A 23,348-nucleotide genomic window follows, 5' to 3' on the forward strand; every position below is an offset into this window, starting at 1 on the left:
AAACCACTGTCGATGTAATCGATGGTGGTTTTTATTTGTTTATGGGACTTTTGATGCTTTGCCGTATTAAGAGGTCCAACGCTTAAAATAGCACCAAACGTAAGTGCCAGCGGCTTTTCTGTTATATAACATGATCATAAAATTGACGTAAACAGATGAAGATTTTGTTACCGATACCACGCCGAAAATCAGTATAATAGAATTAGGCATAATCGGGTAAGTGTTTACCGATTTACGCAGGCTATAGGAATGAAGGCCTGATTGGAAGGTTCTCCATTAACCAACCAACTATGAATACTCATCTGGAGACCGGTTATTGTGGGGGAAGGAGGACAATGACATGTTGCGTAAAAGTGGTCTGCATGTGGCAGGAATGATCTGTGCGGGTACGATACTGTTAATCGGATCCGGATGCGGGGCATCCACGGAACCAAGCTGGAAATCCTTTGACGGGGCAGCGAATGTGAAATCATTCCCGGTTCCGAAGGAAGCGAATAAAACGGAGCAGACGACAGGCAATAGTGACTTGGATTATGTACGCTATGCGCTTCCAGGCTTGAAGGAAGACGACAGTATTCCTGAGCCTTACTTGGATGAAATCGAGTCCTGGGGATGGAAGCAGAAGGAAGTTGAAGACAACGGGTCTTCGTTAGTGTTTGAAAAAGGTAAAAGTATCGTCCACCTGTCGGTGCAAGACGATTTTCTCATAATCACGGTTCCTACTCAGCTTAAGAAACAAGTCATACAAGGATTGGAAAGCAATAAAGCGAATGAATAAAGACCTCTTCCGGCTTCGGAATGAGGTCTTTATTTCATGTACAAGAGAATATGGTTACAATGCTATGTAATAAATTCAAACACGAAAAATCCTTTACTTTATTGCTGGTAGTATGAGATATCCTGCTCATTCATTTTTAACATCCCGTCTTTGCGCTGACCGCTCAGGCGCAGCATGGTATAAGCTCGCGGAAGAAGCAGCCATAGATGCCAGAACACAATCGCAATGGCAAACGGCAGCGATGACCAGAAGGCCATGATAGCGCTTAAGACTATCCCTACCCAACAGGTATAGAACTGCACCAACATGAATACGCGACGGCTGACATGTTGATCTGGGATATAACCAAGCCAAGGCAGCCTCAGCCTGAAGCGCCAGCGCTTTCGATAGCCTGTTCCCAGAAGGACAAGCACGGTATGACCGATAACGTACTGGATCCATAACATAAGCGGAAAAGCGATGAGCATATAAAGCAGAATGTACGGAGACACCCATAGGGTCCCTGCAGCTGCAGCAAGCCAAGGCAGACTTAAGTAGAGGATGAGCAAGCTTTTGGAAAACTGGATTTTCTTGATTAAGCGGTAGTGATAAAAGGTGGCTTGACCGTGTGGATCTGCCATTGGGCTATGCCGTCCCCCTTTAAATAGAAGATAAATTTCGATAGACGAGAAGTTTTAGTCTTTTATGTTTTTATCGGACAAAATCATATTTTTATTAAGCTGAAAAAAAAGGTACAGACACAAGGCCATCAAGGGGTACATATAAATAAAGCGTAGAAAGATATCCTATGAAAAGGTTTAAAATAATAGAAACTGTGTCATACTAATAGGAAAAGGATCAAGGTGGGATGGTTATGGAAGAATTGACCGAACACGTGTGTATCATATGCAATCAGTCGAAGACCGATGGAATCACCATTGTATCGCAATTCGTATGCGAGGAATGTGAATCGGAAATCGTCCATACCAGTGCGGAAGATGCCAAATATCATTTTTTTATCCGTCAATTAAAACAGATTGCGATGCCGAAGAATGCATAGGCGCGGGTACGCGTGTTAAATGGGCCTGAAGTAAGGGCCTTTTTTTGTTTAGAGAGGATTTTCAGGGCATGGAAACGTAGGCGTAGGTTTCAATTTGAGTTAAAATAGGTTAGAGAATGTAATCCGAAGGGATATGTCGATGACTACACATAGAGAGCGTGCCCCACTTGCTGAAGCTTTAAGGTTATACCGGGAACGCGGGGCTTCATCTTTTCATGTACCCGGCCATAAGAACGGCAGGGCATACGGGGCAGAAGGTGACGCAGCGGAGATGCTGCGAGAGGCGATGCGCATCGATGTGACGGAAATTACCGGAACCGATGATTTATTTCATCCGGAAGGCGTGATTCAGGAAGCGCAGGAGCTGGCTGCCGATTGTTTTGGCGCCGAAGAAAGCTTTTTTCTGGTGGGCGGAAGCACGGCCGGCAATCTGGCGCTGATCCTGACGGTATGCCGTGAGCCGGGCGATCTCGTGCTGGTGCAGCGGAACGTACATAAGTCCGTGTTGAACGGATTGATGCTGGCCGGTGCAAGGGCGGTGTTTCTTCAGCCGGAGCTGGACAAGCAGAGCGGTTTAGCCGTTGCCCCATCAGAAGCTACGCTGACAGCGGCTCTTGAGGCCTTCCCTGAGGCCAAGGGAGCGATCATCACGATGCCGAACTATTACGGGATGGGGAGCGACATAAGGCCGCTGGCGGAGGCCTGCCATAAGCGCGGAGTGCCGCTGCTGGTGGACGAAGCGCACGGAGCGCATTACGGGCAGCATCCACAGCTGCCGATGAATGCTTTGTCATGCGGCGCGGACGGCGTGGTCCAATCCACGCACAAGATGTTAGCCGCAATGACGATGGGAGCCATGCTGCATGTACAGGGCGGGCTGCTCGACCGGAGCCTGCTGCGCCAGCGGCTGGCGATGGTGCAAAGCTCCAGCCCCTCGTACCCGCTCATGGCTTCGCTGGATCTGGCACGGCGCCTGCTGCACACGCAGGGCGCAGGCGCCTTCACGGCTGGCCTAGCCGCCGTGGATGCCTTCCGGCGCGGCCTCGCGAAGCTGCCGCGCTTCGGGCTGCTGCAGCCGCCGCAGCCCATGGAAGGCGCCGCGGGCACAGCCGCCGCGGCGTACACCCGCCAGGACCCGTTCAAGGCGGTCATTTATGACCGCACCGGGGCCCTTAGCGGGTATGCACTACAGCGCGCACTGGAGGCGCGCGGCTGCGTGCCGGAGATGAGTGACGAGCTGCGCGTCGTCTTATTGTTTACATTGGGATCGACCCGCGAAGATGCGAATCACGTCTTATGGGCTCTTGTGCATATTGTAGAGCAGGGGGAGAAGACAGATGAGACCGGAATGGAACCAGGCACTGCTGCGGAAGATACGGAATTACTGATCCGGAAATTGCGGGAACAGGGGGATTTCGCGAAGTACGAGCGGCCGGGTATCCACTTGAATGAGGGTTCTTCTCACTTCAATGTCGATGCTAACTTGTTAACTGAAGAAAATTCGGTCTCCGATGTTTCCACGTGGAACAATTTGCTGCGACAGGCTCCATATTCAGCTCCAGTCCCTTTCTCGCTTAAGCCGATTGACAAGGAGCGATTGGAATCGGTGCCGTTAGCAAATAGCGCCGGGCGAAAGGCGGCCGAGATGGTTATTCCGTATCCGCCAGGCATTCCGATATTATACCCCGGCGAAGACATAACAGCAGAAATGGAACAGAGAATGCTGGCATTGAGGATGGCCGGGGCCAAGTGTCAAGGAATAACCGATCCCACGCTGCAAACCATTGTCGTTTACAAGGAAACGTAAAGGATGGAAACCTCCGTAATGCGCCGGTACGTAAAACTTGGGGCATATGATCAACAAATGATGAAAGCAGGATACGCTATGAATAATCGCAGACCACTATTTATTACCGTAGAAGGAGGAGAAGGTTCCGGTAAAACGACCATGATGGGCAGACTCGCCGCCTTTATGCAGAATCATTCGATCCCGTATCTGATTACCCGCGAGCCCGGAGGCATAGACATCGCCGAGAAGATCCGCTCCATTATTCTGGATCCGGAGCACACCGCGATGGATGCACGCACAGAAGCATTGTTATACGCGGCAGCCCGCCGCCAGCATCTTGTGGAGAAGGTGGAGCCGGCATTAAGGCAGGGATTGACCGTCCTATGCGACCGATTCGTGGACAGCAGCCTGGTTTACCAGGGGTATGCGCGAGGATTGGGCATGGAAGAGGTATGGAGCATCAATCAGTTCGCCATTGATACCCGGATGCCGGATCTGACGCTGTTATTCGATATCGAGCCGAGGATCGGCCTGTCAAGGATCGCGGCGAATGCAGAACGGGAATGGAATCGACTGGATATGGAGAACCTGACATTTCACGAGAAAGTTAGGGAAGGCTATCTATTGGTAGCAGAGCGTAATCCGGATCGAATTCGCATCGTGGATGCTTCCAAGACGCCCGCGCAGGTCGAAAGGGAAATGAATCGCCACTTGGAAGACGCGATATTAAAGGATTTTTGAGGTTGTTTGTCAAATAAGTAGTGTTAAGGGCATACGATGCCCAAAATAAACAAGGAGGGTTTACCATGAAATTGATTGTTGCGATTGTCCAGGATAAAGATAGCAACCGTCTCTCCGCCGCATTGGTCAAAGCTAACTTTCGGGCGACAAAGCTTGCAAGTACGGGCGGCTTTCTGAAGGCGGGGAACACCACCTTTATGATTGGGGTAGACGATTCACAGGTTGAAAGTGTGCTCAGCGTCATTCGCACAAGCTGTAAGGTCCGCGAACAGCTGGTCACTCCGGTAACCCCTATGAGCGGTACAACCGATTCCTATTTGCCGCTTCCGGTTGAAGTGCAGGTTGGCGGCGCAACGGTATTTGTGCTCCCTGTAGAACGTTTCGAGCATTTCTAAATTCATTCTCTAGATCTGCGATAGATACGTAACGGATGTTTTTATTGGGATATTTGACGGCTGTGTTCTCCTGTATTGAAAGTCTTCTGAACCACTTCTGTATCATAATAAAAATAGTTACCGTAGATCGCTGCAATCGGGAGATGATCTTTCATAAATGGATATTGTAGATGGACTCCGGATCAAGCACCCCGTATTTCGATCATTGTCGGCGAATCGCTTGACAAGATAACCATTTCAAGGTACGTTCACGTGAGGCATAGGTTGTTCGATATGAACGTACCAGATGCCTCCGTTTTATTAGATGCAACAAATAACGCAATAGGCGGTGGATTCAGGTGAAGATCAATCCGGGCTTTCGGCCCATGAAAAGCGAAATCACGGTGCCGGATGGCAACGCCAGACCGATTCAGAAGCGATCGTTCTCGGATATGATGCAGCAGCAGGGAGAACGTGCGACCCATGAAGAGCTGAGTCGTCAAATGCGTGAAATTGCAATGCAAGGGGATCGTTTGGCCAAAGCAATGACCGTCCGGGAGTTAAAGGCATATAAATTGATGGTTCGCCGCTTCCTGGAAGAAACGGTTCGTCGCGGCGTAAAAATGAAGGAAACGCGAGGCTGGGACCGCCGGGGGCGCGGCAAGCGCTATAACGTAATCGATGAGGTCGATTCGGCGCTGCTCGAGATGGCGGATGAGCTGCTGGATACGGAACAGGGGAGAATTGATCTGCTGAACAAGGTAGGGGAAATCCGGGGCATGCTGATCAATCTTGTATTCTAGCCGCAAGCGTAAGAAAGTTTACTTGAAATGATGGACTGTTCCGTCATAGAGGATCATGAAGGATTGGTAGAAGGTGAGGACATATGTCTTTTAACGATATCGTAGGTCAAGAGACTGCGAAGCAACTGCTGCAAAATGCCTTGCGCCGTAATGCTGTCAGTCATGCCTATCTGTTTAGCGGCCCGAACGGTGCCGGACAGATGCAGACGGCGCTTACGTTTGCCAAGGCATTGTTTTGTACGGAACGGGAAGACGATGCTTGCGGGCAATGTTTGGAATGCCGCAAGGTGGAGCACGGCAACCATCCGGATCTGACGATGGTCGAGCCGGATGGGGCCAGCATCAAGATCGATCAGATCCGCGATCTTCAGCGGATATTCTCCTATCGATCGGAGAATCGGAACCCCAAGGTATATATTATTGACCGTGCGGAGAAGATGACCACGCAGGCAGCCAACAGCCTGCTGAAATTTCTTGAGGAGCCGCAGGCGCCTGCCGTCGCCATACTGATTGCCGAGAATGGACAAGCCCTTCTGCCCACCATTCAATCGCGATCCCAGTTAGTCCCGTTTCGGGCACTCGATCCGCAGATGATGGAAAAGGTCCTTGTAGGTGAGGGCTATCCTGCCGCGCTTGTACGCTGTGCCGTTCATCTGGCATCCGGGCTTGACGAGTGCAGGAAAATATTGAATGAGAATTGGTTTGCAGAAATTAGAAACGTAGTGTTACAATTAGGGAAGGAGTCTTTGAACCGTAGCGGCTCTGCGATGATCACCGCGAGTCAAAAAGTGTTCAAAACCGAACTCTCCGATCATCTGGACTTATTGTTCAGTATGTTTCATTTATGGTTTAAGGACATGATCCATGTCCAGTATGGAAGGAAAGAGTCTCTCGTTTTCATAGATCAGGCAGAGTATATCTCTGGTCATGCATCAGCCCGCAGCACAGCACAGTGGGTGTCATACATGGATTTGGCCGCAGAGTGTCAGAAGAAGTTACGCTATAATGTCAATGGACAGCTCAGTTTAGAGCAGTTATTGATGGGTTTGGGCGGTAACACTCCGGCGTGAGCACACCCCCAGGCCCGAAGAATGGCCAATATGTACAGGCACAAGGGGGTTTATTTTTGTACAGTGTAGTAGGTGTCCGCTTTAAGAAAGCGGGCAAAATATATTACTTTGATCCGCTCGACCTCCCCGTGGAGAAGGAACAATCCGTAATTGTGGAAACCGCGAGAGGGATCGAGTATGGTCAAGTTGTGATAGGAAAGAAGGAGGTAGGTGAATCGGACGTTGTCCTTCCCCTCAAGAAGGTCATTCGTATCGCTGGTGACTCCGATGCCCGTGTGGTTGAAGAGAACAAACAAGCGGCGAAGGATGCATTCACCACCTGTTTAAATAAAATTCGGGATCACGAACTGAAAATGAAGCTGGTCGACGTGGAATTTACCTTTGACCGAAACAAAATCATTTTCTACTTCACGGCGGAAGGCCGTGTGGATTTCCGTGAACTGGTTAAGGATCTGGCCAGCATATTCCGAACAAGAATCGAACTTCGCCAGATTGGAGTTCGCGATGAAGCCAAAATGCTCGGCGGTCTTGGACCTTGTGGACGCGTACTGTGCTGTTCCTCATGGCTTGGTGATTTTGAGCCGGTATCGATCAAGATGGCAAAGGATCAAAGCCTATCGCTCAATCCGACTAAAATTTCCGGGCTATGCGGAAGATTGATGTGCTGCCTGAAGTTTGAGCATGATAATTATGAAAGCGTGAAAGAAGAGCTTCCATCCGCTGGGAAACTGGTCGTTACTTCGCTTGGAGAAGGCAAAGTAGTCGGGCTCAATGCGGATAAGCGGACGGTTCATGTTCAGCTGTTTGAAATTGGAAAGGTCAAGGAACTTCCAATGGATGACGTTGTCATCAAATAGTCCAATAGAATGTTTATTTTCGGGGTGTAGACTTGGAGAAGAAAAACATTTTTGTGCTCATTCAAGAGTTGGAAACACAGATGGGACATATACACAGTGAACTGGGTGGACTTAAGCTGGTCATCAAGGAACTGCTGGAAGAGAACCATCGCCTCAGTCTTGAAAATGAACAGCTCCGGAAAATATTAAAGAGGGAAGTCAATCCGGCAGAATTGGAAAACCCAGTTGCTTTACAACCTCAGCCTCATGTGAAGGATGAGGAACATGAAGATGTGGTCGGTGAGGGGTACGATAACCTGGCACGGCTGTATCATGAAGGCTTCCACATTTGCAATGTCTATTATGGACATCTGCGGACGGAAGGGGATTGCCTGTTCTGCTTGTCTTTTCTGAATAAATAAGAAGCCGTAGGGGAAATTGCCTACGGTTTTTTTCTAGAATCGAAAGGTTATACTGTAAGGATCGCGAGTGAGACATATGGCTGCTTGTCATGCAATGTGAAGAGCAGCCTTTTACGTATTTCATATCATCAGGCAAGGGTGGAAAGAGTTACACACCAAAGTAGCGGGGATATAACGAATTATAGAGATAAAGGGTTGAAACCATGAAATTGAAAGAAGTGTTACTGCAACCATCCGAGCGGATCGATGATCTGCTTACCCATGAGCTCGGCATCATTCAAAGCGAAGAGGTATTCAGCTTCTCCATGGACGCGGTCCTGCTTGCCAGGTTTGCCAGCATACCGCGCAGGGGCCGGATTCTGGATATGTGCACGGGTAACGGGGTAATTCCCATTCTGCTGTCGACACGTACAGGCGCGCCGATCGAGGGGATTGAAATTCAGCCCAGACTTGCGGATATGGCCAGACGGAGCGTAGCGATGAATGACCTTCAGGGCCAGATCACGATCCATGAAGGCGATCTGCGAGAACTGTACAAGGAAAAGGGATATGGAGCGTATGACCTGATTACGGTCAACCCGCCTTATATGCCGATGAATGGCAGCGACTTGAAGCTGAATGAGCATCAGGCGATTGCGAGGCATGAAATTCACTGTACGCTTGAAGAAGTCATTGAGTCCTGTGCAAGGCTGCTCAAACAAGGCGGGAAGATGAGCATGGTTCATAAGCCTCTGCGGCTGGCGGAGATTATCACCCTGATGAGCAAATACCGGATTGAGCCCAAGGTCATCCGATTTGTGCATCCGCGAGTGAAGATGGAAGCCAACATGGTCCTGATCGAGGGCATTCGGGATGGAAAGCCCGAGGTTCGGCTGAAGCCACCGCTGATTGTGTATGATGAGCAGGGGAATTACGGCCCGGATTTTATGGAAATTTACTATGGAACACATGAGGATGAGACAAAAGAATGAGAAATCTTGTGCAACAGAGTTATGCTGACCGGGGAGCGGGAAGTCCGGGTTCGCTGTATTTGGTGGCAACGCCGATCGGGAATTTAGAGGATATAACGTACCGGGCCGTACGCATCCTGCAGGAATGCGATATTATAGCGGCAGAGGATACAAGGCAGTCACGCAAGCTGCTGACCCATTTCGAAATTCCGGCTAAACCGCTGTTTAGTTATCACGAGCATAACAAGGCGGCAAGCGGTCCTGAAATCATACGTTATATAATAGAAGGAAAAAATGTGGCACTCGTCAGCGATGCCGGTCTGCCGGCGATTTCAGACCCTGGCAGTGATCTGGTTTCGCTTGCGATTGAGGCAGGAATTTCGGTCATTCCGATCCCGGGAGCCAATGCGGCGTTATCCGCCTTAATCGTGTCGGGTTTGCCGACCGAACGGTTTACGTTTATCGGTTTTTTGCCGAGGGAGCGCAAAGATATCGTCCAACAGCTGCAAGCTTTGCAATCGGCGCAGGGAACGTTATTATTTTATGAATCTCCGCATCGCGTGAAGAAGACGCTGGAGATTCTGCAGGAGGTACTGGGAAATCGGAAGGTGACCTTGGCACGGGAGCTCACCAAGCGCTACGAGGAATTTGTGCGAGGCAGCATTTCCGAATGCCTGGACTGGCTCACGGAGCATCCGCCGCTGGGCGAATATTGTTTGGTGGTGGAAGCCGGCAGTGCAGAAGAGGAGCAGAAAGAGAAAAATGCCTGGTGGCAGGAGCTTTCGCTGGAGGAGCATGTGGGGCACTATGAGCAGGAAGGACTAAGCCGCAAGGATGCCATGAAAAAAACCGCGGGTGATCGCGGCGTATCGAAAAGGGACATCTATAACGCACTCCTGACGGAGTCGTGAATATGGCTTGCCTGGCCCAAGGGGGATAAACAAAAAGCCCCACAAAGTGGACCCAAGCTTCGATGCTTATTCCAAATACTTTACGGGGACCCCAAAACATATAAATGGGATTAAAGAAAGGATACGCTTCACTGAAAACGTATAATTCTTTAATCCCAAAAAAAGACCCTCCTGCGGCCGGGTTCATAGCCGAGGAAGGCACCAAGGAGATATGAAAAAGGTTAGAATTAACAAAATGTAATAATGCTATTATATACTAAAAATCTTAATTTGTCACAGGTGTAGGGATTTCCGAGATACATTCATGGCAAACAATTTTACCTTTGAAGTAAGTGACGTTCTCAGCGTTACCACAGAAGATGCACGCAGGCTCATATTTCTTAAGCATGATGCGTTCGCCGTCTACATAAATCTCCAATGCATCTTTCTCACCAATTCCGAGCGTGCGGCGCAACTCAATCGGAATGACGACCCGTCCAAGCTCATCGACTTTCCTTACAATTCCTGTTGATTTCATCATAACTTATAAATGCCCCTCTCGCCATAATTTAAAAAAGTCATAATTCGACATAGTTCTAGTTTTTATGTTATTTATAGTACCAACGATTCCCAAAACAGTCAACCTATATTTTTGAGAAATCGGAACCTGTTTACGAAAGTATAGTGAACAAAAGCCTTATATAGCAACGGAATTACCATAATCGAACCAATTTTCACGACGATTTTGGATTTGTCGATTTGGAAAGCGCGATTTTACGTTATTCGACACAGTTCGACATTAGATGTCAAAAGAAGTGTTTATCGGCTAAAACTAAAGAGTTAACGAGAAGGAGTTGAGATGAAATGCATTCACCCATTTCGGAAGAAAAAGTGTTTAAGGACCCCGTCCACAACTATATTCATGTACAGGACGACATCATTTGGCGGTTAATCGATACCCCGGAATTCCAGCGGCTTCGCCGGGTCAGGCAGTTGGGCACTTCTTTCCTGACCTTTCATGGAGCTGAGCACAGCCGATTCTCCCATTCTCTTGGAGTCTATGAAATTACGAGAAGAATCATCTCTCAATTCGAACGGAGAGGGTATTCCGATTGGCCTGCCGAGGAACGGCAAGTTGCGCTCTGCGCGGCGCTGCTGCATGATGTGGGGCATGGACCTTTTTCGCATTCCATAGAAGAAGCTTTTCATATGAACCACGAGGATTGGACATGCCGGATCCTGCTCGGAGATACTTGCGTCAATCAGGTACTTCAGGAGCTCGGTTCCGATTTTCCCGAGAAGGTCGCCTCCGTTATTAACAAAACCTACGATAAGCCAATTGTCATGAATCTGGTCACTAGTCCGCTGGATGCAGACCGGATGGATTATTTGCTAAGGGATGCCTACTATACGGGAGTCAATTATGGAACGATTGATATCGACCGAATCTTGCGGATGCTGCGGCCGTACCGCGATCGGGTCGTCGTGAAGGAATCGGGCATGCACGCGGTGGAGGATTATCTCATGTCGCGGTATCAGATGTACTGGCAGGTGTATTTTCATCCCGTCACCCGAAGCTCCGAAATCATCCTGCGCCAAATCTTTCGCCGGGCCAAGGAGCTGCATGACCGTGGATATGCTTTCCGTTTCATGATCGAACCGCTGCCTGCGTTGTTTTCGGGGAATATCGGCGTGAAACAATACCTGCGTCTTGATGAAGCCTTGATTCAAACGGCCTTTCTGCAATGGACGGAGGAGGAAGACCCGCTTCTTAGCGAATTATGCGGCCGTTTCATGCACCGAAAGCTCTACAAATACGTAGAAATCGACAACATCGATCTGGAAACCATCGACGGGATCCGCCAAGCGTTCCGCGCGGTGGGGCTGCATCCGGAATATGACCTGGAGATTGATTTTCCAACGGATCTTCCTTATGATAAGGTTCATTCCGATATGCCGCTTAACGAGAAACAGATTCTCCTTCTGGACCGGCATGACGAGCTGAGGGAAATCTCGGAGGTATCCGATATCGTACGCTCGATCAGCGGCATTCATAAAGGGCGGTACCATCTTTATTATCCGGAGGAGAAGGTGGGCCCGCTCCTGGGTCAAATGCCGGAGACGATAGCCGACGTTTTCAAACAACAGCATTAAATCAGGCAAAACAGGACAACCGTTAATCCCCTTGCATTCAACCAACTAATGGAAAATAGACGACATAGAAACGACAGGAAGGAGAGTGTGGATAGTATGCTGTTCGACACGCACACTCATATGGACGCTCCCCAATTCGACGAAGACCGGGAAGCTGCAATTCAGCGGGCGCTTGAAGCCGGCGTTACGCGGATGATCAATATCGGATTTAACCGGGAGACGATCCCGACCACGATGAAGCTGGCTGAGACTTATGATTTTATATATGCAGCGGTAGGCTGGCATCCTGTAGATGCGATCACCATGGAGGATCAGGACCTGGATTGGATCGCCTCTTTATGCAGTCACGATAAAGTGGTGGCAATCGGGGAGATCGGCTTGGACTATCATTGGGATACGTCCCCCAAGGAAGTGCAGCACCGCGTGCTTCGGCGCCAGATCGGGCTTGCCCGGGAATTGAACATGCCCATTGTCATTCATAACCGGGATGCGCATGAAGATATCGTTAACATTTTGCGTGAGGAAAAAGCCTCCGAGGTCGGCGGTGTCATGCATTCCTTCTCCGGAAGCTGGGAAACGGCCAAAATGTGCCTGGATATGGGATTCCATATCTCGTTTGGGGGGCCGATTACGTTCAAGAATGCGAAGCAGCCCAAAGAGGTTTTGGCAAAGGTTCCGCTTGATCGATTATTGATCGAAACGGACGCGCCTTACCTGACACCTCATCCCTTCCGCGGGAAACGAAATGAGACCGCATATGTAAAATTGGTGGCGGAGGCGGCGGCCGAAATTAGAGGGTTGTCCTATGAGGAATTGGCCCAAATTACCACCAAAAATGCGCTGGAACGATTTGGTATTTAACGAAAACAAGAGCAAAAGCCATGAAAAAGGGAGCATTTTCGATTAATTAAAGTTTTTTAATCAGAAAAGGCGTTGATATTACAATATTTTAACCTTTTACTTGAGAAAATGTGGTTGAATGTCGCTTTACAACCTGCATACAAACAGGATATCATCTTTTCAGTGATAAGAAGCTGCGATGTGCAGATCGCAGCCGAATATTTCATGAACCGTCTCGCTTAATCTCCGAAATTCTGGAGAACGGGGGAACCGATACTGCGGTGCATACTGGTCTGGATGCACGAAGCTGTATTTGATTTCTTTTTCGGGTCTTTGGGGTGAATTTGAAGGATCTCGCCATGAGCGGGCATCCGGATATAGGGCGTCTCTCTTACGTCCGAACCCGACAGCTAACTCCGTAAGCGAAATAAGAGGGGAAATCTCGTGCATACCATTTCCATGATTTCATTCATCAGGAAGCCACGTTAGAGCCTCTAGTACTCTTTCAATGGCTTCTTTTATTTTTGAATAATGGAGACGGGTCCATCATACTCTTGGTAAACAGGAGGTGATGGCAGATGGACGGAAGACGGGAATTGACGCAGGGTGTAGATAGATAGCAGGGCGCCCTGTGAGAAAAATTGCTATAGTCACGTCAAATGCATTCATGCGTTTACCTAGACGGCGGGACTATGAAGGAGGATGGAATAGTGGGCATTTTTCAACCTGAAGAAACCCATGAATCACAATCATCCAGCATGTCTTACGCATTGAGATGGAAGCATGACAATTTGCGTCAACTGATGTTGCTCGGCGCCATGGGTGCCGTTACGGTATCACTTCTCATATCGTTGGTTGTACATGACCAGGCAGGCAAGGAAGTTCAGCTTGTCGTCGACGGCCGGGTCACTACGGTGGAAACACGTGGATCGTTGCTGCAGGAATTGCTGGATGAGCAAGCGATCACGTTGAGTCCCCAAGATCAAATTTCGATGCCCCTGAACGGCGCAATCCGGGACGGAGACCGAATTATTATTGACAGAGCTATTCCAGTCAACGTTACGGTAGGCAGCAAAACCAAAACCATATTTACATCCCAGGATACAGTTGATCATGTACTCAAAGAGGCTGGCGTTACGATCCAGGGTGAAGATATAGTACAACCGTCGCAAGACACGAAGCTGACCAGCAATATGAATATCCATGTCGTTCGCGTCACGAAGCAAAAAGTTAAGGAAACGGAAGACCGCGAATTCCGCGTGATCAAGACGGCCGATCCATCGCTTGAAAAGGGCGATAACCGCGTCATTCAGCGGGGCGAGTCTGGTCTTATGGTGAACCATTACGAGAAGGTCTACCACAATGGCAAGCTGGTTTCCAAGACGAAGGTCTCCCAACAAATCGAACGCAGAACGAAGGATAAAATCATTGCCGTAGGCACGAAAAAAGTGGAGAAGCCTGTTATCGTCCAGGCGGCAGCCACCGATGTAAAAGCTACACCGGCTAAATTGTCCGGCACGAAAAAAGTAACGACCGCCAAGGCTGTTGAGAACAACGTGGTTTCCCGCGCAGGCGTTGATTTTAAATACAAGAAGGTATTGAACAACGTGTCGATGACCGCGTATTCCGCCGAACAGCAAGGAATCGGTACGCGTACCGCATCCGGCACACGCGTTACGGAAGGTCGCACCATCGCCGTTGATCCTAATATCATCCCGATCGGATGGTGGGTTTACATCGAAGGCATCGGCTTCCGCCGTGCTGAAGATACGGGCGGCGCCATCAAAGGCAACAAAATCGATGTCTATTACGATTCGTTGAAATCGGCCATGAATTTCGGCCGGAAGAGCGGCCGCACCGTTTACGTGATCGGTCCGGTTAAACCTGAATTGAACTAGACGCATGAATTCCAATTTACTTTGCCATTCTAATGCTATACTATTTAGCTTATAATATATGATGATCAAGAAGAGGGAATATTTCCTCTTCTTTTGTTTTGTTAAGACCGGAGTAATCAAGGCTAAACGGGTTGAGCCTTAACATTGTACAGGCCTGCTCTGCTTGGGAAGGAAGAGAACGAACGCATGATTAAAGAAGTGATTGTCGTGGAAGGCAGGGACGATACCGTTGCCATTAAACGGGCCGTAGAAGCCGACACGATCGAAACCGGCGGTTCAGCGATCAACAAACAAATCCTGAAGCGCATAGCGCTTGCCCAGGAGCGCAGAGGCGTTATCATATTGACGGATCCTGACCATGCGGGTGAACGAATCCGCAAAATCGTGGATCAGGGCGTACCCGGCTGCAAGCACGCCTTCATTCCGGAAGCGGATGCTACCCGGAAAGGGGATATCGGCGTGGAGAATGCCTCGCCAGAGGCGATCCGGCGGGCGCTGGAGCGGGTTCACACGTCTTTTGAGGGTGGAGAGAGCCTGATCAGTTTGGAGGATATGCTGGAGGCAGGATTATCGGCTCACCCGGAGGCTGCGGCAAGACGGATGGCGATGGGTAATCTGCTGGGCATCGGATACTGCAACAGCAAGCAGTTCCATAAACGATTGGCCATGTTTCAAATATCGCGGGAAGAATTTCTGGCAGCACTTGCACAGCTGGAAGAAGGGGGCGTTTAGCTAATGAGTCGGATCGAGGATATATCAACACCAAGACGGACGAAGGAGATCATCTCGCGCCATGGATTCTCCTTCAAGAAGAGTCTGGGCCAGAACTTTCTCATCGATCAGAATATTTTGTATAAAATCGTGGAAGCTGCAGGACTGGATGAAGATAAAGGCGCGCTCGAGATCGGACCTGGCATCGGTGCACTGACGGAGAAGCTGGCACAGACGGCAGGAACCGTCACCGCGGTCGAAATCGATCAGCGCCTGATTCCCATCCTAAGGGAAGTCCTGGAGCCCTACGGGAACGTGAGGGTTCATCATGGGGATGTGCTGAAGGTGGATCTTCATGAGCTGTTCCGTCAGGATTTCGCGGACGTATCGAAGGTAAGCGTGGTTGCCAATCTGCCGTATTACGTGACGACGCCGATTCTCATGAAGCTGCTGGAGGAGAAGCTGCCGCTGGAGAACATCGTGGTGATGATTCAGAAGGAAGTGGCCGAACGGATGGCCGCTGCACCGGGAAGCAAGGATTACGGAAGTCTCAGCATTGCCGTTCAATACTACAGCGAGCCTAAGCTGGTCTGCATCGTGCCGCACACGGTGTTCATTCCGCAGCCGAACGTCGAGTCGGCCGTGATTCGCCTGGCGGTCCGGGAACAGCCGCCCGTCCGCGTGGAAGATGAACGATTCTTCTTCGAGGTGGTCCAGGCTTCATTTGCACAGCGACGGAAGACGATTGCCAACAATTTGAAGAGCCGGTTCTTCCCGGGTGAGGGACGTGAACGGCTGGAGCAGCTGCTGCAGGAAGCAGGGATCGACCCTTCACGGCGCGGGGAGACGCTTAGCATTGAGGAGTATGCGCGGCTTAGCAACGTGCTGTTCGGCGCCAATATCCGTTGACGCAGCCGTTCAGGGAGTCTCTGGAGCTTACGGATGGCCTCCGCGCGATAAATTGGCGCTGAACAAGAACCAATAGTCACAGTAGCCCATACCATAGGGTAGGGGTGATGTTGTGATGAACTTGGGAGACTTGGTCGTTCGTAAATCCTACGGCGGCGATGTAACGTTCCGGGTAGAAGGCATGCGGCAAAATAACAATATCGTCATCAAAGGGACGGAATTCCGGTTACTGGCCGATGCTCCCGTTGATGATCTGGTTACGGTCCCGCATCCCACCTTAAGCGAACGAACAAAGCAGGCGCAGATCAAAGCCAATGAATCGCTGGACCGCCTGCAGAAGCAAAGACAGGAGCAGAGCGAGCGTCAACTGGCCAGCCTGCGGCATACTGACGGCGGCCAGCTTGCGGATAAAGGATACTTTGACGTGCCGGGCAAGGTGCTGCATTTGGATGGAGATCCCCAATATCTGAAGAAGAGCATGACCTTGTACAACCAGCTTCGGGTCCCAGCGGAAGGCCATTATATCAATGAGTCGGGGATGGCCGATTCATTATATCGTCTTCTTCCGCGGGTAAGACCTGATATCGTTGTGATCACGGGACATGATGGGGTTCTGAAGAGACGTCAGCCATACGATTTATATAGCCTGGACAGCTATAAGAATTCCCACAACTTCGTCACGGCGATTCAGGTGGCGCGTCAATATGAGCGGAACCTGGATTCCCTGGTCATCGTGGCCGGAGCGTGCCAATCGCATTTTGAGGCGCTGCTGCAGGCTGGAGCCAATTTTGCCAGCTCGCCGGGGCGAATCCTCATCCATGCGCTGGATCCCGTTTACGTCGCCGCTAAAGCGGCCTATACGTCGGTCCGGGATACCGTGAACATCCATGACGTGGTCCATCATACGATCAGCGGCAGCCAGGGCGTAGGCGGAATTGAGACGAGAGGCAGCTACCGGATCGGTCTGCCCAAGCTGCAGGATTTGTCCACCTTGAAGGTTACGCCTTCAGTCAGTTAGGCGCCTAATCCGTTCGATCAGAGGTCCAATAACCGCTGGAAAATGAACCAAGAAGAACCCCACTCGCTGGGGTTTTTTTATTTTTCGTTAAGAAAGTTGTCAAAAAAAATACATAAAGCTTGTCAATTTAGCACATATTAAAGCAAATGAGCGCGAGAATGGCAGGGTCAAAAAAAATACATTGACAATATATTTTTGATGCTGATATAATTAATGTTTTTGAATTGACAAATGATGTAATCTTCGGTATAATGGACAAGGAAAGAGGTGGTCGTCGACAATGGCTAAAAATGCGCTGTTGGAAATCAAACGCAGTCTCGATGCCCATTTAGGGCAAAAAATTACGCTTCGGGCAAACGGTGGCCGTCGGAAGACCGTCGAGCGTACTGGTGTTTTGGAAGAAACGTACCCTTCTGTTTTCATTGTGAAGCTGGACCAAGACCAGCAAACTTTTAAACGTGTGTCTTACAGTTATGCGGATATTTTGACCGAAACCGTGGAGATCATGGTCACCGGTGACGACAACGAGATGCGAATCACCTATATCAAGTCATAACGATACGTCATGAGAGCAGTCTCCGCTTACAGGGAGGCTGTTTTTTGTTGCCATCCTTCCGGAGGGATGACAAGGACGGGTTGAACGCATACTAAAGCTGCGCGAAGCTTATCCCAGCCGTTCTATACGCGGTGACGGAGACTTAAGCATGCGTAAGGCCCATGGAAGGCCGCTGCGTCGCGCAGGATGCTGTTCATGCCATACTCAATACATTTTCCAAGGAGGCGGGATTGATGAGCAGAAGAAGACGAAGCATCATGTCCGATCAATTGAAGACCGAATTGGCTAAAGAATTGGGATTCTACGACACCGTGGAAAAAGAGGGCTGGGGAGGCATTAAGGCCAAGGATGCCGGCAACATGGTAAAACGGGCGATTGAGCTCGCCGAGCGGGCAGCCCGCAAATCCGACCTGTAAGAGTATGGCCGCATCGCAGCAGGGTCTTCCGATTAAGCGGAAGGCCCTGTTTGTTTCATCTTTAGCTTCCTGACTCGCAGGAACAGCTTACGTTATGCGCGTCGATAGGCGTTTTTCTTAAAGCCGGTGCATCGTAAACGTCATCAAACGGTCCCATGACTTCAAAGCCTGAGTTTGATAATATAGAGGCATTAGATGTTTTTCCTCGAATATGTTAAGTTCAAGCATATGGGAAAAGCTAAGGATAGGTGAACGTTCTTGAAAATATACGAAAAAGCACCGGCCAAAATCAATTTGATGCTGGATGTACTCCATAAACGTCCTGACGGCTTTCATGAGGTAGAGATGGTCATGACGATGATCGACCTCGCCGATCGGCTCGAAATGTCCGAACAGAAGCGGGACACCATCATCATCACCTCGCAGGCAGGATACATACCGCTGGACGAGAAGAATTTGGCCTTTCAGGCAGCAAGACTAATCAAAGAGCGCTACGACGTGAAGAAGGGTGTACATATCCACCTGGACAAAAAAATTCCCGTTGCCGCGGGACTCGCAGGAGGCAGCAGCGATGCGGCGGCAACGCTGCGCGGCTTGAACCGCCTCTGGGGGCTCGGCATCCCCCAGCAGGAGCTGCTCGCGCTCGGTGCCGAGCTCGGCTCCGATGTGCCGTTCTGCGTGACTGGCGGCACGGCATTGGCTACGGGGCGCGGCGAAGTCCTCACGCCGATCCAGAATCCGCCGCAATGCTGGGTGATCGTGGCGAAGCCGCCGATCAATGTGTCGACGGCGGAGGTGTATGGCCGCTTGCGCAGCGAGCAAATTCAGTCCCATCCCTCGGCTGAGCGGATGGTGGACGCGCTGGCGCAGGGCAGCTTCCAGCAGATGTGCCAGTCGCTGGGCAACGTGCTGGAAGAAGTCACCTTGAAGATGCACCCGGAAGTTCAGCAGCTGAAGGAAGGTATGCTGAAATTGGGCGCTGACGGCGCACTGATGTCCGGCAGCGGTCCTACCGTCTTCGGGCTGGTCTCCAAGGAATCCAAGGTGGCCCGGATTTACAATGGCCTTCGGGGCTTCTGCAAGGAAGTGTATGCCGTTCGCCTGCTCACTTAGAAACGGTTGGAATTGACAATTCGGGGGCGAATTGCAATCAAAGTTGTATAAATACGTACAAAAGTGTTATATTTAACATATAATATTCGGATTTAGCGAGGAACCCTAGGTGAAAAAATTAAAACGAAGCGAACGATTGGTCGATATGACCCAATATTTACTATCCAAACCGCATACGCTGATTCCGCTGACAACGTTCGCCGAGCGATATGGAGCAGCCAAGTCGTCCATTAGCGAGGATTTGGCGATCATTAAGGACGTATTTGAGAGCGAGGGGCTCGGAGAGCTTCAGACGCTGGCCGGCGCGGCCGGAGGGGTAAGGTACATTCCGAAGCTGCGCAGAGACCATGCCCTGCGCTTTGCGGAGGAGCTGTGCCAGCAGCTTCAGCAATCGGATCGGATTCTGCCGGGCGGCTACCTGTACATGTCCGATCTGCTCGGACAACCTACACTCATGAACGAAGCGGGCAAGATCATTGCGACGGCATTCTCCGACCGGGAGATCGATGTGGTCATGACCGTGGAGACCAAAGGAATTCCGTTGGCCTATGCGACGGCGGCGCAATTGAACCTGCCGGTCGTACTAGTTCGCCGGGACCATCAAGTGACGGAGGGGTCGGCCGTAAGCATCAATTATGTGTCGGGCTCGCACAAGAGCATCCATACGATGTCTTTATCCCGCCGGGCGCTCAAGGAACGCTCCCGGGTGCTGATCGTGGACGATTTCATGAAGGCAGGAGGCACCATTCAGGGGATGGTCGATCTGCTGGGTGAATTTAATGCCGAAGTCGCAGGCGTCGGGGTCCTCGTGGAATCGGGATCGGTAGAAACCGAGGAAAGACTCCTGGAGGACTATATCTCACTCGCGGTTTTGAGCGACGTAGACTCCAAAACCAAGAGAATTACCGTCAAACCTGGTAATTATTTCGAAAACTAGGCACGCGGTTTTTGTCGATATAATAGCGTTTTCATTCGAATCGGCACGAAGTCTGTCGAAAATATCACATTCTAAAAAAAATTCCTGTTTTTAGGACATTTTGTAGTAGAAAAAAGAAGGATTTCGGGTTTGCTGTGTGGAATTATACACCAAGTCTCTGATGGAAAAAGGTGGTGAACACATATGCAAATTACGGATGTCAGACTCCGCCGTGTTAACTCTGAGGGGAGAATGAAGGCAATCGCATCCATTACCATCGATAATGAATTTGTCGTTCACGACATTCGCGTCATCGACGGAAACAATGGAATGTTTGTTGCAATGCCGAGCAAACGCACTCCTGACGGAGAGTTCCGCGACATTGCCCATCCCATTTCTTCCGGTACCCGCGAGAAGATTCAATCGGCTGTATTGGCCGAGTATGAGCGAGCGGCTACTGAAGAAGAAGTGATTGAAGAAGGCGCTTAAGTTTTATAATTGGGGTTCAAGGAAAAGAGAGCCATACCTATGGCTCTCTTTTCTTTTTTTGTAGAATGATATATATTCAGTAGTGAGTTCAAGAGGAGGAGGCATGGCCCTTGAAAAGATTTGCTATTGTGCTCGCCGCTGGGCAGGGCAAACGTATGAAATCCAAACTATATAAAGTGCTGCATCCTGTTTGTGGCAAGCCGATGGTCGGACATGTGGTCCAAACGGTACAGCAGGTGAACTGCGAACGCAGTGTTGTGGTCGTTGGCCACGGCGCGGAAGCGGTTCGCACCTATCTGCAAGACGCAGCCGAGTATGTTCTGCAGGAGCAGCAGCTCGGAACGGGTCACGCCGTGAAGCAAGCCAAGGAACTGCTTGGCGGTGAAGAGGGATCCACGATCGTCATTTGCGGGGACACTCCGCTGGTGACGTCTGAGACGCTGGAGAATCTTCTGAAGCTTCATGAAAGCAGCAACGCGGCCGCCACGGTGCTCACCGCGCATATGGATAACCCGAAAGGCTACGGCCGGGTCATTCGAGGCGAGGATGGAAGCGCGCTTCGGATCGTCGAACAGAAAGATTGCAGTCCGGAAGAGGACGCCGTCACTGAAATTAATACCGGTACCTATTGCTTTGACAATAAAAAGCTATTTGCTGCACTGGATAACGTAACCAACCAGAATGCGCAGCAGGAATATTACTTGACCGATTGCATCGGCATCCTGAAACAAGCCGGCGAGACCGTGCTTGCTTATCAGACGGATGACTACGCCGAATCGATTGGCGTCAACGACCGTCTGGCGTTGTCGGAAGCCGAAGGCTTCATGAGAGAGCGCATCAACCGCTCGCACATGTTGAACGGTGTTACCATCATTGACCCGGCTTCTACGTATATCGGAGCCGACGTTCAGATTGGTTCGGATACCGTGCTTTATCCCGGTACCGTTCTGAAAGGGAACACGGTAATCGGCGAAGACTGCGTCATCGGGCCGGACACCGACATCGAGGACTCCGTTATCGCGGATGGTGCCAGCGTCAAACATTCGGTGCTCAGCAGCGCTGAAGTCGGCTCCCGAACCTCGGTAGGGCCTTTTGCTTATCTCCGTCCGGGGGCAAAACTCGGAGCTGACGTGAAGGTGGGCGACTTCGTCGAAGTGAAGAACGCGACGATTGACGACGGCTCTAAGGTATCCCATCTCAGTTATGTTGGCGATGCCAAAGTCGGCAAAAACGTCAATATCGGCTGCGGTGCGATTACAGTCAACTATGATGGTTATAATAAGTCCATTACCGAGATTGAAGATGATGCATTTATCGGCAGCAACGTGAATTTGATTGCACCGGTGAAGGTGGGCAAGGGCGCATTCGTTGTTGCAGGCTCGACCATTACGCATTCCGTCTCGGACAATGATCTGGCCATCGCCAGACAGCGTCAGGAGAACAAGCCAGGGTACGCAGAGAAGATCCGGGCACGCGCCATCGCCAAGAAGAACAAGAAATCGTAATTATCCCTGCTTCTCTTTTCCAAGATAAGAAGCGGTGATCGGATAGCCTAATTCAACGAACCAGCACGGAGGGTTTTTATTCTATGACTTATCTTGATTCTAAATTAAAAATATTCACGTGTAATTCCAATCCTAAACTTGCCCATCAAATCGCTGATTATATCGGCATTCCGATGGGAGAGTCGCATACAACCAGCTTCAGTGACGGCGAGATTCAAGTTAAGCTCTCCGAGAGCGTACGGGGTTGTCATGTCTATATTGTGCAGTCCACTTGCTTGCCGGTGAATGATAACCTGATGGAGCTGCTGGTTATGGTGGATGCGCTCAAGCGGGCATCCGCGAAGAGCATCAACGTGGTTATTCCGTATTACGGATATGCCCGTCAAGACCGTAAAGCGCGTTCGCGGGATCCGATCACCGCTAAGCTGGTTGCCAACCTGATCGAAAAGGCAGGGGCTCATCGCGTCATTACGATGGACCTGCATGCGATGCAGATTCAAGGATTTTTCGATATTCCGGTGGATCATTTGCTTGGCGTGCCGATCCTTGCCCAATATTTCCGTTCGAAGCAGATCGAGAACCCGGTCGTTGTATCTCCGGATCACGGCGGCGTGGTTCGCGCGAGAAAGCTTGCTGATTTCCTGAATGCCCCGCTGGCGATTATCGATAAACGCCGGCCGGAGCCGAATGTCAGTGAAGTCATGAACATTATCGGGAATATCGAAGGCAAGACCGCCATTTTGATCGATGACATCATCGATACCGCCGGAACGATTGTGCTGGGTGCCAATGCGTTGATGGAAGGCGGCGTGAAGGAAGTCTATGCGTGCTGTACGCATCCGGTTCTCTCGGGCCCTGCCCATGAGCGTCTGGAAAACTCCCCGCTGAAGGAAGTTGTCGTAACGGATACGATTCCGATCACCAATCCGAACCCTAGCAGCAAACTGACGGTACTGTCGGTTGCTCCGTTGATGGGTGAAGCCATCATCCGGGTTCACGAGGAATTGTCGATCAGCAAGTTGTTTGAAATAGAATAATAAACCGTGTAAAAGGCAGGGTTACATCTCCTCATGAGGGAAATGTAGCCCTTGTCGGCTATGACGGCATTACGGCCTTTGAGCAGATGCAGAT

At 50.3% G+C, this 23,348-nt stretch carries 26 protein-coding genes and 1 riboswitch; of the genes, 24 read left to right on the forward strand and 2 right to left on the reverse strand.

Going from position 1 to position 23,348, the window contains the following annotated elements; genetic code table 11:
- The first annotated feature begins 340 nt into the window (after window positions 1-340).
- A complete protein-coding gene (locus tag RB297_RS30450) occupies window positions 341-778 on the forward strand; it encodes a hypothetical protein (RefSeq protein WP_012818298.1) in 438 nt (145 codons plus the stop codon).
- A gap of 98 nt (window positions 779-876) precedes the next feature.
- Here the strand turns inward: RB297_RS30450 and RB297_RS30455 are convergent, their stop codons facing one another.
- On the reverse strand, window positions 877-1,398 hold the full coding sequence (locus RB297_RS30455) for a hypothetical protein (RefSeq protein WP_192570152.1): 522 nt from the start codon (window positions 1,396-1,398) through the stop codon (window positions 877-879).
- A 233-nt stretch (window positions 1,399-1,631) separates the two neighbouring features.
- On the opposite strand from RB297_RS30455, the gene RB297_RS30460 reads away from it, so the two are divergent.
- The 10 genes from RB297_RS30460 (at window position 1,632) to rsmI (ending at window position 9,713) form a co-directional block, all read left to right on the forward strand.
- A complete protein-coding gene (locus RB297_RS30460) occupies window positions 1,632-1,817 on the forward strand; it encodes a sigma factor G inhibitor Gin (RefSeq protein ID WP_006207397.1) in 186 nt (61 codons plus the stop codon).
- Window positions 1,818-1,956: 139 nt separating this feature from the next.
- A complete protein-coding gene (locus RB297_RS30465; protein ID WP_375122066.1) occupies window positions 1,957-3,624 on the forward strand; it encodes an aminotransferase class I/II-fold pyridoxal phosphate-dependent enzyme in 1,668 nt (555 codons plus the stop codon).
- A gap of 78 nt (window positions 3,625-3,702) precedes the next feature.
- Window positions 3,703-4,347 carry a dTMP kinase gene (gene tmk / locus RB297_RS30470; RefSeq protein WP_012818301.1) on the forward strand — a complete coding sequence of 215 codons (645 nt, stop codon included), beginning with the start codon at window positions 3,703-3,705 and terminating at the stop codon, window positions 4,345-4,347.
- 65 nt (window positions 4,348-4,412) lie between these two features.
- Window positions 4,413-4,742 carry a cyclic-di-AMP receptor gene (locus RB297_RS30475; RefSeq protein ID WP_006207400.1) on the forward strand — a complete coding sequence of 110 codons (330 nt, stop codon included), beginning with the start codon at window positions 4,413-4,415 and terminating at the stop codon, window positions 4,740-4,742.
- 338 nt (window positions 4,743-5,080) lie between these two features.
- Window positions 5,081-5,524, forward strand: coding sequence for a YaaR family protein (locus tag RB297_RS30480; RefSeq protein WP_009591907.1), 444 nt, complete (start codon window positions 5,081-5,083; stop codon window positions 5,522-5,524).
- An 83-nt stretch (window positions 5,525-5,607) separates the two neighbouring features.
- Window positions 5,608-6,594 carry a DNA polymerase III subunit delta' gene (gene holB / locus RB297_RS30485; RefSeq protein ID WP_096777327.1) on the forward strand — a complete coding sequence of 329 codons (987 nt, stop codon included), beginning with the start codon at window positions 5,608-5,610 and terminating at the stop codon, window positions 6,592-6,594.
- 56 nt (window positions 6,595-6,650) lie between these two features.
- Window positions 6,651-7,451 (forward strand): PSP1 domain-containing protein, encoded by an 801-nt coding sequence (locus tag RB297_RS30490; protein WP_009591910.1) that lies wholly within the window; start codon window positions 6,651-6,653, stop codon window positions 7,449-7,451.
- Window positions 7,452-7,483: 32 nt separating this feature from the next.
- On the forward strand, window positions 7,484-7,852 hold the full coding sequence (gene yabA / locus RB297_RS30495) for a DNA replication initiation control protein YabA (RefSeq protein WP_009591928.1): 369 nt from the start codon (window positions 7,484-7,486) through the stop codon (window positions 7,850-7,852).
- 203 nt (window positions 7,853-8,055) lie between these two features.
- Window positions 8,056-8,823: a tRNA1(Val) (adenine(37)-N6)-methyltransferase gene (locus RB297_RS30500; RefSeq protein WP_375122067.1), complete on the forward strand. Its 768-nt coding sequence runs from the start codon at window positions 8,056-8,058 to the stop codon at window positions 8,821-8,823.
- Window positions 8,820-9,713 carry a 16S rRNA (cytidine(1402)-2'-O)-methyltransferase gene (gene rsmI, locus RB297_RS30505; protein ID WP_213581016.1) on the forward strand — a complete coding sequence of 298 codons (894 nt, stop codon included), beginning with the start codon at window positions 8,820-8,822 and terminating at the stop codon, window positions 9,711-9,713. Before RB297_RS30500 ends, rsmI begins: the two co-directional genes overlap by 4 nt.
- Before the next feature lie 265 nt (window positions 9,714-9,978).
- Here rsmI and RB297_RS30510 read toward each other — a convergent pair whose 3' ends face one another.
- Entirely contained in the window at window positions 9,979-10,233 is a 255-nt protein-coding gene (locus RB297_RS30510; RefSeq protein ID WP_006207408.1) for an AbrB/MazE/SpoVT family DNA-binding domain-containing protein, read from the reverse strand.
- A 323-nt stretch (window positions 10,234-10,556) separates the two neighbouring features.
- On the opposite strand from RB297_RS30510, the gene RB297_RS30515 reads away from it, so the two are divergent.
- From RB297_RS30515 to RB297_RS30575, 13 genes are all read left to right on the forward strand, one after another.
- Window positions 10,557-11,846, forward strand: coding sequence for an HD domain-containing protein (locus RB297_RS30515; protein WP_375122068.1), 1,290 nt, complete (start codon window positions 10,557-10,559; stop codon window positions 11,844-11,846).
- Window positions 11,847-11,942: 96 nt separating this feature from the next.
- Window positions 11,943-12,707 carry a TatD family hydrolase gene (locus RB297_RS30520; protein WP_192572725.1) on the forward strand — a complete coding sequence of 255 codons (765 nt, stop codon included), beginning with the start codon at window positions 11,943-11,945 and terminating at the stop codon, window positions 12,705-12,707.
- Between the two features lie 205 nt (window positions 12,708-12,912).
- Window positions 12,913-13,127: riboswitch (cyclic di-AMP (ydaO/yuaA leader) on the forward strand.
- 269 nt (window positions 13,128-13,396) lie between these two features.
- Entirely contained in the window at window positions 13,397-14,584 is a 1,188-nt protein-coding gene (locus RB297_RS30525; protein ID WP_277747439.1) for a resuscitation-promoting factor, read from the forward strand.
- A gap of 186 nt (window positions 14,585-14,770) precedes the next feature.
- Window positions 14,771-15,316, forward strand: coding sequence for a ribonuclease M5 (rnmV, locus tag RB297_RS30530; protein WP_036661712.1), 546 nt, complete (start codon window positions 14,771-14,773; stop codon window positions 15,314-15,316).
- 3 nt (window positions 15,317-15,319) lie between these two features.
- A complete protein-coding gene (rsmA, locus tag RB297_RS30535; protein ID WP_375122069.1) occupies window positions 15,320-16,204 on the forward strand; it encodes a 16S rRNA (adenine(1518)-N(6)/adenine(1519)-N(6))-dimethyltransferase RsmA in 885 nt (294 codons plus the stop codon).
- A 115-nt stretch (window positions 16,205-16,319) separates the two neighbouring features.
- Window positions 16,320-17,222, forward strand: coding sequence for a sporulation peptidase YabG (yabG, locus tag RB297_RS30540; RefSeq protein ID WP_375122083.1), 903 nt, complete (start codon window positions 16,320-16,322; stop codon window positions 17,220-17,222).
- Between the two features lie 280 nt (window positions 17,223-17,502).
- Window positions 17,503-17,778, forward strand: a complete 276-nt coding sequence (gene veg / locus RB297_RS30545) for a biofilm formation stimulator Veg (RefSeq protein WP_006207415.1) — start codon at window positions 17,503-17,505, stop codon at window positions 17,776-17,778.
- 233 nt (window positions 17,779-18,011) lie between these two features.
- Window positions 18,012-18,194 carry a small, acid-soluble spore protein, alpha/beta type gene (locus RB297_RS30550; protein WP_009591920.1) on the forward strand — a complete coding sequence of 61 codons (183 nt, stop codon included), beginning with the start codon at window positions 18,012-18,014 and terminating at the stop codon, window positions 18,192-18,194.
- A 258-nt stretch (window positions 18,195-18,452) separates the two neighbouring features.
- Window positions 18,453-19,307, forward strand: a complete 855-nt coding sequence (gene ispE, locus RB297_RS30555; protein ID WP_192570145.1) for a 4-(cytidine 5'-diphospho)-2-C-methyl-D-erythritol kinase — start codon at window positions 18,453-18,455, stop codon at window positions 19,305-19,307.
- A gap of 109 nt (window positions 19,308-19,416) precedes the next feature.
- Window positions 19,417-20,244, forward strand: coding sequence for a pur operon repressor (gene purR / locus RB297_RS30560; protein WP_012818313.1), 828 nt, complete (start codon window positions 19,417-19,419; stop codon window positions 20,242-20,244).
- 183 nt (window positions 20,245-20,427) lie between these two features.
- Window positions 20,428-20,712, forward strand: coding sequence for a septation regulator SpoVG (spoVG, locus tag RB297_RS30565; RefSeq protein WP_006207419.1), 285 nt, complete (start codon window positions 20,428-20,430; stop codon window positions 20,710-20,712).
- A 110-nt stretch (window positions 20,713-20,822) separates the two neighbouring features.
- A complete protein-coding gene (glmU, locus tag RB297_RS30570) occupies window positions 20,823-22,217 on the forward strand; it encodes a bifunctional UDP-N-acetylglucosamine diphosphorylase/glucosamine-1-phosphate N-acetyltransferase GlmU (protein ID WP_009591944.1) in 1,395 nt (464 codons plus the stop codon).
- 83 nt (window positions 22,218-22,300) lie between these two features.
- Window positions 22,301-23,254, forward strand: a complete 954-nt coding sequence (locus tag RB297_RS30575; RefSeq protein ID WP_006207421.1) for a ribose-phosphate diphosphokinase — start codon at window positions 22,301-22,303, stop codon at window positions 23,252-23,254.
- Window positions 23,255-23,348: the final 94 nt, after the last annotated feature.

Source organism: Paenibacillus sp. CR_12, from assembly GCF_041953985.1.
Classification (GTDB): domain Bacteria; phylum Bacillota; class Bacilli; order Paenibacillales; family Paenibacillaceae; genus Paenibacillus_AQ; species Paenibacillus_AQ lautus_A.